This window comes from Rhizobium sp. BK098, assembly GCF_014193155.1.
In the GTDB taxonomy this organism is placed as follows: domain Bacteria; phylum Pseudomonadota; class Alphaproteobacteria; order Rhizobiales; family Rhizobiaceae; genus Rhizobium.
Map to the genome: position 1 here is coordinate 295,340 of NZ_JACHYY010000002.1, position 14,290 is coordinate 309,629.

The 14,290-nt window shown below is 59.9% G+C and carries 16 protein-coding genes and 1 pseudogene; 4 read left to right on the forward strand and 13 right to left on the reverse strand.

The annotated features are described in order from the left end of the window. Positions 1 to 103: 103 nt before the first annotated feature. From FHT73_RS06295 to FHT73_RS29420, 6 genes and pseudogenes are all read right to left on the reverse strand, one after another. Positions 104 to 649: a MerR family transcriptional regulator gene (locus FHT73_RS06295; RefSeq protein WP_106997502.1), complete on the reverse strand. Its 546-nt coding sequence runs from the start codon at positions 647 to 649 to the stop codon at positions 104 to 106. 228 nt (positions 650 to 877) lie between these two features. Continuing rightward, positions 878 to 1,216, reverse strand: coding sequence for an integration host factor subunit alpha (locus tag FHT73_RS06300; RefSeq protein ID WP_041677339.1), 339 nt, complete (start codon positions 1,214 to 1,216; stop codon positions 878 to 880). A 107-nt stretch (positions 1,217 to 1,323) separates the two neighbouring features. After that, a complete protein-coding gene (locus tag FHT73_RS06305) occupies positions 1,324 to 2,295 on the reverse strand; it encodes a beta-ketoacyl-ACP synthase III (RefSeq protein WP_041677338.1) in 972 nt (323 codons plus the stop codon). Between the two features lie 19 nt (positions 2,296 to 2,314). Next, positions 2,315 to 3,361 carry a phosphate acyltransferase PlsX gene (plsX, locus tag FHT73_RS06310; RefSeq protein ID WP_112337857.1) on the reverse strand — a complete coding sequence of 349 codons (1,047 nt, stop codon included), beginning with the start codon at positions 3,359 to 3,361 and terminating at the stop codon, positions 2,315 to 2,317. A gap of 102 nt (positions 3,362 to 3,463) precedes the next feature. Beyond that, positions 3,464 to 4,021, reverse strand: coding sequence for a YceD family protein (locus FHT73_RS06315; protein WP_112414664.1), 558 nt, complete (start codon positions 4,019 to 4,021; stop codon positions 3,464 to 3,466). Positions 4,022 to 4,030: 9 nt separating this feature from the next. After that, positions 4,031 to 4,646, reverse strand: a pseudogene (locus tag FHT73_RS29420) (ubiquinol-cytochrome C chaperone family protein). A 222-nt stretch (positions 4,647 to 4,868) separates the two neighbouring features. Here FHT73_RS29420 and FHT73_RS06325 point away from each other — a divergent pair. Further along, positions 4,869 to 5,378 carry an outer membrane protein assembly factor BamE gene (locus FHT73_RS06325; RefSeq protein WP_015339434.1) on the forward strand — a complete coding sequence of 170 codons (510 nt, stop codon included), beginning with the start codon at positions 4,869 to 4,871 and terminating at the stop codon, positions 5,376 to 5,378. A gap of 72 nt (positions 5,379 to 5,450) precedes the next feature. Here FHT73_RS06325 and FHT73_RS06330 read toward each other — a convergent pair whose 3' ends face one another. The 3 genes from FHT73_RS06330 to ribH all read right to left on the reverse strand — a co-directional run bounded on the left by FHT73_RS06330 (position 5,451) and on the right by ribH (position 8,780). Beyond that, positions 5,451 to 7,589: a sodium-translocating pyrophosphatase gene (locus FHT73_RS06330; RefSeq protein ID WP_183710410.1), complete on the reverse strand. Its 2,139-nt coding sequence runs from the start codon at positions 7,587 to 7,589 to the stop codon at positions 5,451 to 5,453. A 249-nt stretch (positions 7,590 to 7,838) separates the two neighbouring features. Continuing rightward, positions 7,839 to 8,321, reverse strand: a complete 483-nt coding sequence (gene nusB / locus FHT73_RS06335; protein WP_047627120.1) for a transcription antitermination factor NusB — start codon at positions 8,319 to 8,321, stop codon at positions 7,839 to 7,841. Positions 8,322 to 8,324: 3 nt separating this feature from the next. Next, positions 8,325 to 8,780 carry a 6,7-dimethyl-8-ribityllumazine synthase gene (gene ribH / locus FHT73_RS06340; protein ID WP_183710412.1) on the reverse strand — a complete coding sequence of 152 codons (456 nt, stop codon included), beginning with the start codon at positions 8,778 to 8,780 and terminating at the stop codon, positions 8,325 to 8,327. Between the two features lie 198 nt (positions 8,781 to 8,978). Between ribH and FHT73_RS06345 the strand changes: the two genes are divergently transcribed. The 3 genes from FHT73_RS06345 to FHT73_RS06355 are packed head-to-tail and all read left to right on the forward strand — an operon-like array spanning position 8,979 to position 10,548. Beyond that, entirely contained in the window at positions 8,979 to 9,488 is a 510-nt protein-coding gene (locus FHT73_RS06345; RefSeq protein WP_183710414.1) for a cupin domain-containing protein, read from the forward strand. A 37-nt stretch (positions 9,489 to 9,525) separates the two neighbouring features. Beyond that, complete coding sequence (locus FHT73_RS06350) at positions 9,526 to 10,044, forward strand: GNAT family N-acetyltransferase (protein ID WP_112607235.1); 519 nt, start codon at positions 9,526 to 9,528, stop codon at positions 10,042 to 10,044. 21 nt (positions 10,045 to 10,065) lie between these two features. After that, the gene (locus FHT73_RS06355) at positions 10,066 to 10,548 is read left to right on the forward strand and encodes a GNAT family N-acetyltransferase (RefSeq protein ID WP_112607237.1); all 483 of its coding nucleotides are present in this window, start codon (positions 10,066 to 10,068) and stop codon (positions 10,546 to 10,548) included. Between the two features lie 47 nt (positions 10,549 to 10,595). On the opposite strand, the gene FHT73_RS06360 is transcribed toward FHT73_RS06355, so the two are convergent. Genes FHT73_RS06360 through glyA form a run of 4 tightly spaced genes read right to left on the reverse strand, consistent with a single transcriptional unit; the run spans position 10,596 to position 14,112 of the window. After that, a complete protein-coding gene (locus tag FHT73_RS06360; protein ID WP_183710415.1) occupies positions 10,596 to 11,216 on the reverse strand; it encodes a riboflavin synthase in 621 nt (206 codons plus the stop codon). Beyond that, positions 11,216 to 12,325 (reverse strand): bifunctional diaminohydroxyphosphoribosylaminopyrimidine deaminase/5-amino-6-(5-phosphoribosylamino)uracil reductase RibD, encoded by a 1,110-nt coding sequence (gene ribD / locus FHT73_RS06365; RefSeq protein WP_183710417.1) that lies wholly within the window; start codon positions 12,323 to 12,325, stop codon positions 11,216 to 11,218. Before ribD ends, FHT73_RS06360 begins: the two co-directional genes overlap by 1 nt. 2 nt (positions 12,326 to 12,327) lie before the next feature. Then, positions 12,328 to 12,804, reverse strand: a complete 477-nt coding sequence (nrdR, locus tag FHT73_RS06370; RefSeq protein WP_015339425.1) for a transcriptional regulator NrdR — start codon at positions 12,802 to 12,804, stop codon at positions 12,328 to 12,330. Positions 12,805 to 12,813: 9 nt separating this feature from the next. Next, positions 12,814 to 14,112 (reverse strand): serine hydroxymethyltransferase, encoded by a 1,299-nt coding sequence (glyA, locus tag FHT73_RS06375; protein WP_015339424.1) that lies wholly within the window; start codon positions 14,110 to 14,112, stop codon positions 12,814 to 12,816. Positions 14,113 to 14,290: the final 178 nt, after the last annotated feature.

Here is a 14,290-nt window from a genome sequence, read left to right on the forward strand (position 1 = left end):
ATGCATCGGACAAGAGAATACATACTATGGTTGCATTCCTGCGAGGCACAATATGCTTTAGCCGCACTCCCCGACACGTACGGCCCAACGCATGCGGGCAGCCTCATCGCACCTGGTCAAGAAGGCGCTTGCATTCCAGAAGATCGTAAAGCGTCTCCTGAAGCAAAGCGCGATCTTCCTTGCCGACACTCGATTTTCCGATGGAAACATCCGGCACGCCGTCGTCCCCGCTGACGAAATTGAAGAAGCGGCGGCTGATCGGCGCCTTGGCGCGGCCGACGATCTGATCTTCCTCGGAATTGGCAGAGGCAACGCGAGGCTCGACGGCGGCGGGCTCCTGCGCAGCGGCAAGCGCTTCCACACTGGCGAGATCGCCATGCCCGACGGCGATGACGAACTTGTTGCCATTGGTCTTCAGGAGCTTCTGGACGCCCTTGATCGTATAGCCGTGATCGTAGAGCAGATGGCGGATGCCATTCAGCAGGTCGACATCCTCGGGGCGATAATAGCGCCTGCCGCCGCCCCGCTTCATCGGCTTTATCTGCGGAAACCGAGTCTCCCAGAACCGTAGGACATGCTGCGGCAGATCAAGGTCTTCCGCGACTTCGCTGATCGTGCGGAACGCATCCGGGCTCTTGTCCATCATCATACTCCCACACTGCACATGCGGTGCCGTTTAGCCGGATCACACATAAGCCGATTTCGGCATTCGTATCGCTCGATGATACGACTCACCATATTTCAACGGTTTGGCGGAGGAAATTCAAGTCAGATATTCAGCCGTTACACAAGCTTGCGACAAATCGGCAAGCAGATCGGCCTAAAACGACGGCGTCACAAGGCATGTGGCCAGCCGAAATCGAAATCGCGAGGATGATCAGGAGGCGGGATTTGCCGGCTTGGTCTTTGCCTTGCGGCTCGTATGGGCCTTGAGGATACGGGTCTTCAGAACGTTCGACGCCTTGAAGGTCATGACACGCCGCGGGGAAATCGGCACTTCTTCACCGGTCTTCGGATTGCGGCCGATGCGCTCATTCTTGTCGCGCACCTGGAATGTCGCGAACGAGGAGAGCTTTACCGTTTCTCCACGCACGATGGCGTTGCAAATTTCATCGATCACAGTCTCGACGAGTTCCGCCGACTCCGTTCTGGAGAGACCGACTTTCCGGAATACCGACTCCGCCAGGTCTGCGCGCGTCACTGTCTTGCCCGTCATAGCTCCCCGCCCATTTTGCTGCGTAATCTTCTTCAAGTTTTGCGAGACTATTGCCGTTGCGCCGAACGGTCAAGCTCTTGTTCGGAACGGCTTTTAGAGATGCGGCGCTACCAGCGCAGCAGGACCGCGCCCCAGGTAAAGCCGCCTCCCATGGCCTCCAGCATCACCAGATCGCCTTTCTTGATCCGTCCGTCACCAGCGGCCACGGCAAGCGCAAGCGGGATGGATGCAGCCGACGTGTTGCCGTGAAGGTCCACGGTGACCACAACCTTCTCGGGAGCAATTCCGAGCTTCTTGGCGGAACCATCGATGATGCGGCGATTGGCCTGATGCGGCACGAGCCAATCGAGATCGTCGGGCGTGGTACCCGTCGCATCGAATGCGGCCTGAATGACGTCGGTGATCATGCCGACGGCGTGCTTGAAGACTTCGCGGCCCGCCATATGGAGAACGCCGACCGTTCCCGTTGTCGACGGGCCGCCATCGACATAGAGCTTGTCCTTGTGCGAACCATCGGAGCGCAGGCTTGCTGTCAGCACGCCGCGATCGGTATTGGCGCCAGTCCCCTCGCCGGCTTCCAGGATCAGCGCACCGGCACCGTCGCCAAAGAGAACGCAGGTCGTACGGTCGGTCCAATTGAGAATGCGCGAAAATGTCTCGGCGCCGATGACGAGCACGCGCTTGGCAAGCCCGCCGCGAATATAGGCATCGGCCGTGGTTACGGCATAGACGAAGCCGGTGCAGACGGCCTGAACATCGAAGGCAAAGCCATGATGCATTCCGAGCCGGTTCTGGATATTCACCGCCGTCGCGGGAAAAGTATTATCCGGCGTCGAGGTGGCAACGATGATCAGATCGAGATCATCCGGCGTCATGCCGGCATTGGCAAGGGCAGCACGCGCCGCCTGCTCGCCGAGAGAAGCCGTGGTTTCACCTTCGCCGGCGATATAGCGCTGACGGATGCCCGAGCGCTGGACGATCCAGTCGTCGCTGGTATCGACGACCTGCTCCATCTCGGCATTGGTCATGACGCGTTTCGGGAGCGCCGCCCCAAAACCGCGAACAACTGAACGGATCATTCTGCTTGTACCCCGTCTCTCATGCCGCTTCCGGCCCGATAGGGGGCAGCCGTTTGGCATGATATCTCTTCAAATCGTTTTCGATTTTCTGCGTGAGCCCATTCTTGGCCATATCATAGCCGACATCAATGGCGGCTGCGAAGGCTTCTGCATTGGCTCCGCCATGGCTCTTGATGACGATACCATTGAGGCCGAGGAATACGCCGCCATTGACCTTGCTGGGATCGAGCTTCTCGCGCAGCAGGTCGAAGGCCCCCTTGGCTAATACATAGCCGATACGTGCAAGCAACGTGCGCGACATCGCGGCGCGCAGATAGGCGCCGATCTGCTTTGCCGTGCCTTCGGCCGCCTTCAGCGCGATATTGCCGGAAAACCCTTCCGTGACGACGACATCGACGGTGCCTTTGCCGATATCGTCGCCTTCGACGAAGCCGTAATATTCAAGCGATTCGAGATTGGCTTCGCGGATCAGGCGCCCGGCGTCCTTGACCTCTTCCTGACCCTTGATTTCCTCGACGCCGACATTCAGCAGGCCGACCGTCGGCCGTTCAATCTCAAAGAGCGCGCGTGCCATGGCGCCACCCATCAGGGCGAAATCGAGCAATTGCTGGGCATCGGCGCCGATCGTAGCGCCGACATCGAGCACGATGCTTTCGCCGCGCAGCGTCGGCCAGATCGCCGCAATTGCCGGGCGTTCGATATTGGCCATGGTGCGGAGGCAGAATTTCGCCATCGCCATCAGCGCGCCGGTGTTTCCGGCGGATACGACGACATCGGCGTCGCCCGTCTTTACCGCCTCGATCGAGCGCCACATGCTGGAGACGTAGCGACCGCGGCGAAGCGCTTGACTCGGCTTCTCATCCATACTGATGGCAACTTCGCATTCGTGAAAGACCGATTTCTCGCGAAGCTTGGGATATTTGGCGAGGACCGCCTCGCAGCGTTCCTTCTGTCCGTACATCACGAACGTGATATCGGGATGCCTATCCAGCGCCTTGGCCGCGCCGGGAACAACAACCTCAGGGCCGAAGTCGCCACCCATTAGGTCAAGAGAAATTCTGATCACGCGTCCCTAGTCCTTTTTCTCCGCCGCGACGGGCGAATTTGGCGTCAAAATACCGTTTTCTCCCCCGGTGACAACTGAATTGTGCTCGAACGGCACCGGGGCCTATTCCTTTTTCCAATCTTTCAGAACGGCAAAGGGCGAAGGCTTTCTGTCGTCTTCACCGGTATCTTCAATATGCGCTTCGAACTCGACGCCAGGCTTGCGCGGATAAGGATCTATGGCGAGAGCGGCAAATTCCGCAACGGCCGCACCAGCGTCTATCGTATCGCCGGTGAAGGTCTCCGGAAGATCCGGACCATCGGGATCAAGTATCATTTCTCCGGCATCCACAGAAGGCGCGCGCGCCAGTTTGGAATCCTCGGGCACGAAGATGTGCTCGAAGTCCTCATCGATATCAGATTCGACCGGCTCGAGTGTGACAACGCAAGCTTGAACGATCTTTGCCTTCACGTTGCCCTTGATGCGCACGCCGTCGCGCTTCCAGCGCGAAATCTTGAGATCGGCTTCGAGCTTGCTGACCGAGAGAACATTCCAAAGGGCCGCGAGCCCAACCAGTTCGCGGTCATCAGCCTCGATGTGCACATCCACCGGATTGGCCGAGATATGCCCTACCTTCACGGGATAGGAAAACGGCGTTTCATCGGAGTCGTGTCTTTTCATTTTTATCTCCTAACCGGCCTGTTGACCGACTTTGTCTGGCACGGGCAGCGTCGCCGAGCCCGTGGCGATCTGATCTTCCGTGACGGTCGCCAGATGCGCTTCCGCGATCATCATCCAATCGGCCAATGCACTCATGGAAGCCGCGGCCTCATTCGCCCTGGGATAGATGTTGCGCTGTAACGCCACGGCGAGCGCGGCGCGATCATCGACATCCATGGCGCTCGCATAGCTTTCGAGGCGTCCATAGAACATGCCGGCCAGCTTCTTCATGCGCTTTGGCACGCTATTGTCGCCTATACCAAGCTCGCGGATCGAATAATCGATATCCTCGAAGAAAGCATCCACAATTTCCTGCGCCAGTTCCTGACCGCTTGTCGCCGAAGACCGCGTGCGTCGAAAGAACAGGATCATCATGACAGACAGTAACTCGAAACGCCCCATCACCGTATCCGGCACGTTGTAATCGGTATAAAAAACCGGCTGCCGCGCCATGGAGGTCAAGGCTTCATACTGCCTGACGACGATGATCTGATTGTGATTTCTTTTGCGGAAGAGCCCAAAAATCATGAAAATTCCCGGAATTGGCTCCCTCGGAGCGCCCCGTTTTTGCTTGGCCTTGTTGCATCCACGCAAAAGCTGGTTTACCGAAGCAGGCGCGAATTGCAATGCCGTTTGTGCCCGCTTCGAGGCTCCAGCCCTTACCGTCGTCACGTTGTGCATGATCGGTGACGAAGAGTGCCGAACAACATGATTGTGCCTTTTGCCATCGCGGAAAGGACACAATGATGTGTACAGCAAGGTCATACCGGCCGTCCGGCCATCGGATTGATTCATTAGGGGAGATGAGATGTCGTTGACCAGACGGTATTTCAAGTCTGACATTACTTTCAGCAGCACTGCCGCCATCGCCCTGGTGATTGCGACCATGGGCCTTTCCGGTTGCAAGACCAGCGAGGTCATGAACAACGGCTACATCTTCGATCCGCAGTCGCTGGCGCTTGCGCCGGTCGGTTCGAGCCGCGAGCAGGTTCTGCTTTCGCTCGGTACGCCCTCGACCACAGCGACCTTTGACGGTGAAGTCTTCTATTATATCTCCCAGAAGCGCACGCGTGCCGCCGCCTTCATGAAGCCGAAGCTGGTAGACCAGAACATTCTTGCGATCTATTTCGACAAGGACGGCGTGGTGAAGCAGGAAGCCAACTATACGCTTAAGGACGGCAGGGTCTTCGACATGATCAGCCGCACGACCCCAACCGGCGGCCGCGACATCACCTTCCTGCAGCAGATCCTCCAGGGCAGCGGCAGCGGCGTGAACGGCGCGAGGAACTTCCTCAACAACCTCAACCCGGGCCAATAAGCCGGGATACCGCTTCAACGAAAAACCCGCGAGCCATGGCGTCTCGCGGGTTTTCTTTTGCATTCAGTTTGCTTAGCCGGCGAGAATAGCAAGCAGAAGCAGGGCCACGATATTCGTGATCTTGATCGCCGGATTGACTGCCGGGCCTGCCGTGTCCTTGTAGGGATCGCCGACGGTGTCACCCGTGACTGAAGCCTTGTGGGCTTCCGAGCCCTTCATATGACGCGTGCCGTCCTTGTCGACGAAACCGTCCTCGAAGCTCTTCTTGGCGTTGTCCCAGGCACCGCCGCCCGACGTCATCGAAATGGCGACAAAGAGGCCGTTGATGATTACGCCGAGCAAGGAAGCACCGAGAGCGGCAAATGCCGAAGCCTTGGAGCCGGAAAGCAGCAGGACACCGAAATAGACGACGACCGGCGCCAGAACCGGCAGCAGCGACGGGATGATCATTTCCCGAATGGCGGCCTTGGTCAGCAGATCGACGGCGCGGCCATAGTCGGGACGCTCCGTGCCCTGCATGATGCCGGGTTTCTCACGAAACTGCCGGCGCACCTCCTCCACGATCGAACCGGCGGCGCGGCCGACGGCCGTCATTGCAATCCCACCGAAGAGATAGGGAATGAGGCCGCCGAACAGCAGACCGGCAACGACGTAGGGGTTCGAAAGCTCGAACGAGATCGTGCCGATATTGGCGAAGTACGGATATTTGTCACCGTGAGCCGCGAAATACTGCAGGTCGTTCGAATAGGCAGCGAACAGCACGAGCGCGCCGAGGCCGGCCGAGCCGATGGCGTAACCCTTGGTAACGGCCTTGGTAGTATTGCCGACCGCGTCCAGTGCGTCGGTGGATTTGCGCACCTCCGGCGGAAGATGCGACATTTCCGCGATGCCGCCGGCATTGTCCGTGACCGGGCCGAAGGCATCGAGAGCGACGATCATGCCGGCAAGGCCGAGCATGGCGGTAACCGCAATACCCGTGCCGAACAGGCCTCCGAGCTGGTAGGTGGCGATGATGCCGCCAACGATGACGATCGCCGGCAGTGCCGTCGATTCCAGCGAGACGGCAAGGCCCTGGATGACGTTGGTGCCGTGACCGGTGACCGACGCCTGGGCGATGGAATTGACCGGCCGCTTGTTCGTGCCGGTGTAGTATTCGGTGATGACGACGATCAGCGCCGTAACGATCAGGCCGACGATGCCGCAAGCGAACAGCTTTGTCCCGGTGACGTCGAAGCCGGCCACCATGCCGACAGAACCCCAACCGATGGTCAATGACGTCGCTGCGGCCAGACCGACGATCGACAAGACGCCGGTTGCGATAAGCCCCTTGTAGAGGGCACCCATGATTGAGCCATTGACACCGAGCTTCACGAAGAAGGTTCCGATGATCGAGGTGATGATGCAGGCGCCGCAGATTGCCAGCGGATAGATCATGGCCGAACCGAGGAGCGGCGAGCCGGCGAAGAAGATCGAGGCGAGAACCATGGTCGCGACAACCGAAACCGCATAAGTCTCGAACAGGTCGGCCGCCATGCCGGCGCAATCGCCGACGTTGTCGCCGACGTTATCGGCGATGGTGGCGGGATTGCGCGGATCGTCTTCGGGAATGCCGGCCTCGACCTTGCCGACCAGGTCGCCGCCGACATCCGCACCCTTGGTGAAAATGCCGCCGCCGAGACGGGCGAAGATCGAGATCAGCGAGGCGCCGAAACCAAGGGCGACGAGCGCATCGATCACGTCACGCGAACCGGCTTCGTGACCGAGGATGCCGGTCAGGACATAGAAGTAGATGGAGACACCGAGCAGGGCAAGACCTGCAACCAGCATGCCGGTGATGGCACCCGACTTGAAGGCGATATCGAGGCCTGCGGACAGGCTCTGCGACGAGGCTTGCGCGGTGCGGACATTGGCGCGCACGGAGACATGCATGCCGATGAAACCTGCGGCGCCTGAGAGGATTGCGCCGATCAGGAAGCCGAAAGCGGCTTCGGCCGACAAGAGGAGCCAGGCCGCGATGAAAACGATGATCCCGACGATGGCGATGGTTCTATATTGGCGCGCCAGATAGGCTTGCGCTCCTTCACGAATATACCCGGCAATCTCCTGCATGCGGGCGTTGCCCTGATCGGCAGCGAGCACCGACCGGGTTGCCCATACGGCGTAAATCACCGAGAGCAGTCCGCATGCGATTACTCCTAAAAGAATCGACATTTCGCTTTTTCCCTCCAAAAAAGCCGGCGGTTCACTCCTCCCCCGGCCGCCTGCAACAACGGTCGACCCCCTCCTCCAGGAGATCGGCTGATGTGCAGTTGCGAGATTGATGGCGGGAAAACGTCGCGTCAAGACCGTCCGCGGGTAAAACACCCGCAGAAGGTTCAAAAGAATATTCGAAGATGAAATCAGGCGCGAACGAAGGAAACGAAAATGCGTTATGCCGCGATCCGAGCGTCCGGCGCGGTTTTATTTCTTCGCTTCGCCGCGAACCTGCTTGGCGATTCGGTCGAGCACAGCATTCACGAGCTTGGGCTCGTCCTCCTCGAAGAAGGCATGCGCGATCTCGACATATTCGGTGACGATGACCGGGACCGGCACGTCCTTGCGGTCGATAAGCTCGAAAGTGCCGGCGCGCAGGATGGCGCGCACTGTGCTGTCGAGACGCGACAGTGCCCAGTCGTCCTGAAGCGCGGAGCCGATCAGCGGATCAAGCCGCGTCTGCTCACGCACGACACCCGATACGATGGAGCGGAACCAGGATGCATCGGCCTTCAGATAGGTCTCGCCATCCAGCTCCTGCCCCAGGCGGTGCGCCTCGTATTCAGCCACCACCTCCAGAACGCCGGTTCCGCCGATATCCATCTGATAGAGCGCCTGAACCGCCGCTAGACGTGCGGCACCTCGCTGATTGGCGGGCTTGGCCGGTCGCTCGTTATCCTGATTGCTCATGTATTATGCACCCAACTTCTCTTTCAGCGCGATCATGGTCAGCGCCGCACGGGCGGCAAAACCGCCCTTGTCCTTGTCCGAACGGCGCACACGCGCCCATGCCTGCTCATCGTTCTCGACGGTAAGAATACCATTGCCGATCGCGAGGGATTCGCTGACCGCCAGATCCATCAGTGCCCGCGAGGATTCATTGGCAACGATATCGAAATGATAAGTCTCGCCGCGGATAACCATACCGAGAGCCACATAGCCGTCATAAACAACATTACCATTGTCCCCGCCATCAAGCGCCATGGCAATTGCCGCCGGAATCTCCAGCGCGCCGGGCACTGTCACGATATCGTAGGTCGCCCCAGCCGCGTCGAGGGCTGCCTTGGCGCCATCGAGCAGGGCATCGGCCATATCGTCATAGAAGCGGGCTTCGACGATAAGGATATGAGCGTTGGAAGAGCTGGTCATACATCACCTGCGATTTGAGAGGGCGCGGCACCTTGTTAGGCCCGGGTCAAACCACGGCAGGCCTCGCTTGGCAAGTGTTTTTCAATGGCCCGCGCCGATTCCGACCCTATTTGGAAATGATCGGCACACCGCGGAAATTGTGGCTTCCGCACACGCAACCGCTTCGATAATAATTTGGAGCCAGCAAGGGGGAGGTTCATGACGAAGAAATCCGCACCCGCCGTCAACGTCGGCGAACTCGAGCTGGAACACTGGCAGCAAGGCAGCTTCTTTGCCGGCAGCGACACCTCCTTCGGGGCGAAGCTCGGGCTGAGGCAGCTCGGCATCAGCTACAACGAAGTGCCTCCGGGCAAATCCGGCTGTCCGTTTCACAATCATCACGTCGAGGAGGAGATGTTCGTCATTCTCGACGGCGAAGGCGAATATCGCTTCGGCGACCAGCGCATCGCGGTCAGCAAAGGCGATGTTCTTGGAGCTCCGGCCGGCGGCCCCGAAACAGCGCATCAGCTGATCAATGTCGGCCCCGGCGTGCTCACCTACCTAGCCATTTCCACCAAGGCTCGAACCGAGATCGTCGAATATCCCGATTCCGGCAAGTTCCTGGCCAAAACCTATAGCGACGGCAAGACGGCGTTCCGTGCCATCGGCCGCGCCGCTGCCACCAACCTCGACTACTGGGACGGCGAGCCCGGCGCCTCGAACGACTGACCATCACCAAAACCATTTTCAGCAAAGATTTAATCCGATGACCCATATACCGACACTGACGACCGACCGGCTTCTGCTGCGCGGCCATACGCTTGATGATTTCGACGAATTCCTCGAGCTCTGGAAACACAAGGAGATCGTGCGCTTCATCGGCGGCGAGATGCCGACACGCGAGCAGGTTTGGGCCCGCCTGTTACGCTATGCCGGCCTGTGGCATCATCTCGGCTTCGGTTTCTTTGCCGTCGAGGAGCGTCAAAGCGGCCGGCTGATCGGCGAAGTGGGATTTCTGGATCTGCATCGCGACATGACGCCGATGACGGAAGGCACGCTGGAAGCCGGCTGGGGCATTACGCCGCCGATGCAGGGCAAGGGCTATGCGACGGAGGCCATGAACGCGGCCATCGCCTGGGCGGACAGACAGTTCGCAGGACGGCGCATGACCTGCATCGTAGACCTTGAGAACCTACCGTCGTTGCGGGTTGCCGAAAAGATCGGCTTCCGGCGTATCGATGAGCTCATGCTCAAGGACAGATCCAACGCCATCTTCGAACGTTAGCCGTTACAGGGGTGAACCATCGTGCCGGTTTCGCAGAAAAGGTTTTCTGTCAAACGCTACGAACCAAGCGACGCCCGAGCCACGATCGAGATTTTCCTGCGGGCCGTTCGTGAGGTCGCATCGAAAGACTACAGTCCGGAGCAGGTCGCTGCTTGGGCAAAGGTCGATGATGCCGGAGTCTGGGCACAGTATCGGGCAAGCCGACCGACCTGGCTTGCTGTCGATGGTTCTACACCCATCGGTTTTACCGATCTACAATCGGATGGATGCCTGGATATGATGTTCGTTTCGCCGGATTATCAGGGAAAGGGCGTCGCCAGCCTTTTACTAGAGACGGTCGAAAGGGCCGCTCGCGAACAGGGCTTGCAACGGATTTTCACCGAAGCAAGCTTGACCGCCCGCCCATTCTTCGAGCGCAGAGGCTTTATCACCTTAGCTGCGCAGCAGGTGGAAAAGCGCGGCCAGATATTGTCGAATTTTCTTATGGAAAAAACACTTGCTTAGGCCGGAAAGGCGCCGATCGACGCCTTCTTGCGGCGAGCTTACGAAACTCAGGATTCGCGGACCGCGGGGAATTCCGCCAGACGAGCGGCGTAGCGTGCCATGGTGTCGACTTCGAAATTGACAAAGTCGCCAGCCTTACGCTCGCCCCAGGTCGTGACCTCCAGGGAATGGCGGATCAGCAGCACGTCGAACTCCGTACCCTCGACGGCATTGACGGTCAGCGAGGTGCCATCGAGCGCGACCGAACCCTTCGGCGCGACGAACCTGGCAAGATGTTTCGGCGCGCGCAGACGGAAGCGCGTGGCCTCACCCTCTGATGTTACCGACAGGATTTCCGCCTTGCCATCGATATGGCCGGACACGATGTGACCGCCGAGTTCGTCGCCGATCTTCAGCGAGCGTTCAAGATTGATCTTGGCGCCTGCTTCCCAGGTGCCGATGGTCGTCAGGCGGAGAGCCTCTTCCCAGGCCTCGACCTCGAACCATCGTCCGTTGCTGCCCTGTTCAGGCAGACCCGTAACCGTCAGGCAGACGCCGGCGTGCGAGATAGATGCGCCCATATCGATCGTCGCGGGATCGTAATTGGTGGCAACGCGCAGCTTGATGCCTTCCTTCAACGGGGAAATGGATTCGACCGTGCCGACGTCGGTGATAATTCCGGTAAACATCAAAAACCTCTTTCGTATTCGTCGCAGAGATCGTCGCCGAAGCGGCTCTGGCCAACATGAATAAAATCAGCTGGGATATTGGATTTCAGAACCGGCGATTCAATACCACCCTCGCCGATCTCGGCAGGACCTTGAAACAGCAGGATACGGTCGACCATTCCAGCGTCGAGGAAGCGCCGTGCCGTCTTGGCGCCTCCCTCCACCAGCAGCGACGAGATACCACGGGTGCCTAATGCCTCCAGTAGCTCGCCCGGCTCGCTCGAATTGGATTGCAAGACCTTGACGCCGGCGGCATCCAGCGCTGCGCGGCGTCCGAGGAATGCGGCGTCGGTATTCTCGTCAAACGGCGGCGGATGGCCGGCGACCGCGATCACCGGATATTGCCGGGCCGTGCGGACCAGCTTGCTGCCAAGGGGAAGCCGCAGCTCGTCGTCAATGACGATGCGCAGCGGCGTGCGATCCTCCAGGCCGGGGAGCCGACAGGTCAATTCCGGATCATCTGCTATCGCCGTACCTATGCCGACAAGAATGGCATCGCTTTCCGCCCGCAGCATCTGCACCTCAGCGCGTGCGGCATCGCCGGTGATGCGAACCTGCCCCGCACCCCTCTTGCCAATCATGCCATCGGCGGAAATCGCAAGCTTGAGAGTCACATAGGGGCGGTTTCTCGTCTGGCGCATGAGATAACCGGCGAGAGATCGCCTGCCTTCCGTCTCCAGAACACCGGAATCGACCTCAATGCCGGCCTCGCGCAGCATGGTGATGCCGCGCCCGGAGACGCGCTGGTCGGGATCGGTGACGCTGATGACGACGCGTGCCACGCCGTAAGCGATCAGCGCCTCGGCGCATGGCGGCGTCTTGCCGTAGTGCGAGCAAGGCTCAAGCGTCACGTAGGCGGTGGCACCTCTGGCCCCCTCACCTGCCTCGGCCAGCGCCTGAGGCTCGGCATGCGGGCGCCCGCCAAGCGCGGTCACACCGCTGCCGATAATTACGCCATCCTTGACGATAAGGCAGCCGACGGATGGATTGGTGGAAGTCAACCCCAGATGCTGGCGCGACAGACGGATGGCCGCGGCCATGAAATGCTCGTCCTCGGGCCGCAGCGCCATGGTCAAGGGTCCAGCGGATCGCGAGCGATCTTGGCGTTGATCTCGTCGATCACGTGCTCGAAATCCTCCGCATGCGAAAAATCGCGGTAGACGGAGGCGTAGCGCACAAAGGCGACGTCATCGAGGCTCTTCAGCGCTTCCAGCACCTGCAGGCCGATCTGCTCGGAGCTGATTTCGGTCTCGCCCGAGCTTTCGAGGCGGCGCACGATGCCCGATACGGCCCGCTCGATCCGGTCACGATCGACCGGGCGCTTGCGCAGCGCGATCTCGAAGGAGCGCACCAGCTTGTCGCGATCGAACGGCACCTTGCGGCCCGTCTTCTTGATAACCATGAGCTCGCGCAGCTGCACGCGCTCGAAGGTGGTGAAGCGGCCGCCGCAATCCGGACAAATGCGCCGACGGCGGATGGACGTATTGTCCTCCGCCGGGCGCGAATCCTTGACCTGGGTGTCTTCTGAGCCGCAATAGGGGCAGCGCATGCGCTCTCCTTAGCCCATGTAGCCGTACATCGGGAAGCGGTCGGTGAGCTTGACCACTTTCTCGCGCACGGCAGCTTCGACGGCAGCATTGCCTTCGTCGGAATTGGCGACCTTCAAGCCATCGAGCACTTCGATGATCAGATTGCCGATTTCACGGAATTCGGCTTCCTTGAAGCCGCGCGTCGTGCCAGCCGGCGTGCCGAGACGGACACCCGAGGTGACGAAGGGCTTCTCGGGGTCGAAGGGAATGCCGTTCTTATTGCAAGTGACGTAGGCGCGGCCGAGGGCGGCTTCCGCGCGCTTGCCGGTGGCGTTCTTCTTGCGCAGGTCGACGAGCATGAGGTGGTTGTCCGTGCCGCCGGAGACGACATCGACGCCGCCAGAGATCAGCGTTTCGGCAAGCGCCTTGGCGTTCTTGACGATCTGGGCAGCGTAGTCCTTGAACTCCGGCTGGAGCGCTTCACCGAGCGCAACCGCCTTGGCGGCGATGACATGCATCAGGGGGCCGCCCTGGAGGCCGGGGAAGACGGCCGAGTTGAACTTCTTCGCCAGATCCTCGTCATTGGTGAGGATCATGCCACCGCGCGGGCCGCGCAGCGACTTGTGCGTGGTCGTGGTGGCAACATGGCAATGCGGGAACGGCGACGGATGCTGACCACCGGCAACCAGACCGGCGATGTGGGCCATGTCGACCATCAGATAGGCGCCGACGCTGTCGGCGATCTCGCGGAAGCGCTTCCAGTCCCAGATGCGGGAATAGGCCGTGCCGCCGGCGATGATGAGCTTCGGCTTGGTTTCCTCGGCCTTGCGCTGCACTTCGTCCATATCGAGCAGGTTGTCGCCTTCGCGCACGCCGTAGGATACGACGTTGAACCACTTGCCGGACATATTGACCGGCGAACCATGCGTCAGGTGACCGCCCGAATTCAGGTCGAGACCCATGAAGGTGTCGCCGGGCTGCAAGAGCGCCAGGAACACGGCCTGGTTCATCTGCGAACCGGAATTCGGCTGAACGTTGGCGAAGTTGACGCCGAACAGCTTCTTGGCGCGCTCGATGGCGAGTTCCTCGGCGATATCGACATACTGGCAGCCGCCATAATAGCGCTTGCCCGGATATCCCTCGGCGTATTTGTTGGTCATGATCGAGCCCTGCGCTTCCAGCACGGCGCGCGAGACGATGTTTTCCGAGGCGATCAGTTCGATTTCGTGCCGCTGGCGACCGAGTTCCTTGCCGATCGCACCAAAGATTTCCGGATCGGTATCGGCAAGCGAGCGATTGAAGAAGGGTTCGGTGGACGCGTTGGTCATCGTGAAAGCTCCTGAACGGGCCGGAAGGGCAATGCAAACGGTATTAACGTCAGGGTCGCCGGAGAGCAATACGACCAGCGACATTTGCGCGCATAATCCCGAAATCCTGCTGGATTTCGGAAAAGATTATGCGCCATTTCAAAGCGTTACTGCGTCCTTTGCGCGTCCAGGGACGCGC

What these genes read in the sequence shown, in the direction of transcription:
- FHT73_RS06295 (WP_106997502.1), bottom strand. Translation starts at nt 649, where the DNA reads ATGATGATGGACAAGAGCCCGGATGCGTTCCGCACGATCAGCGAAGTC.
- FHT73_RS06300 (WP_041677339.1), bottom strand. Translation starts at nt 1,216, where the DNA reads ATGACGGGCAAGACAGTGACGCGCGCAGACCTGGCGGAGTCGGTATTC.
- FHT73_RS06305 (WP_041677338.1), bottom strand. Translation starts at nt 2,295, where the DNA reads ATGATCCGTTCAGTTGTTCGCGGTTTTGGGGCGGCGCTCCCGAAACGC.
- FHT73_RS06315 (WP_112414664.1), bottom strand. Translation starts at nt 4,021, where the DNA reads ATGAAAAGACACGACTCCGATGAAACGCCGTTTTCCTATCCCGTGAAG.
- FHT73_RS06325 (WP_015339434.1), top strand. Translation starts at nt 4,869, where the DNA reads ATGTCGTTGACCAGACGGTATTTCAAGTCTGACATTACTTTCAGCAGC.
- FHT73_RS06330 (WP_183710410.1), bottom strand. Translation starts at nt 7,589, where the DNA reads ATGTCGATTCTTTTAGGAGTAATCGCATGCGGACTGCTCTCGGTGATT.
- nusB (WP_047627120.1), bottom strand. Translation starts at nt 8,321, where the DNA reads ATGAGCAATCAGGATAACGAGCGACCGGCCAAGCCCGCCAATCAGCGA.
- ribH (WP_183710412.1), bottom strand. Translation starts at nt 8,780, where the DNA reads ATGACCAGCTCTTCCAACGCTCATATCCTTATCGTCGAAGCCCGCTTC.
- FHT73_RS06345 (WP_183710414.1), top strand. Translation starts at nt 8,979, where the DNA reads ATGACGAAGAAATCCGCACCCGCCGTCAACGTCGGCGAACTCGAGCTG.
- FHT73_RS06350 (WP_112607235.1), top strand. Translation starts at nt 9,526, where the DNA reads ATGACCCATATACCGACACTGACGACCGACCGGCTTCTGCTGCGCGGC.
- FHT73_RS06360 (WP_183710415.1), bottom strand. Translation starts at nt 11,216, where the DNA reads ATGTTTACCGGAATTATCACCGACGTCGGCACGGTCGAATCCATTTCC.
- ribD (WP_183710417.1), bottom strand. Translation starts at nt 12,325, where the DNA reads ATGGCGCTGCGGCCCGAGGACGAGCATTTCATGGCCGCGGCCATCCGT.
- nrdR (WP_015339425.1), bottom strand. Translation starts at nt 12,804, where the DNA reads ATGCGCTGCCCCTATTGCGGCTCAGAAGACACCCAGGTCAAGGATTCG.
- glyA (WP_015339424.1), bottom strand. Translation starts at nt 14,112, where the DNA reads ATGACCAACGCGTCCACCGAACCCTTCTTCAATCGCTCGCTTGCCGAT.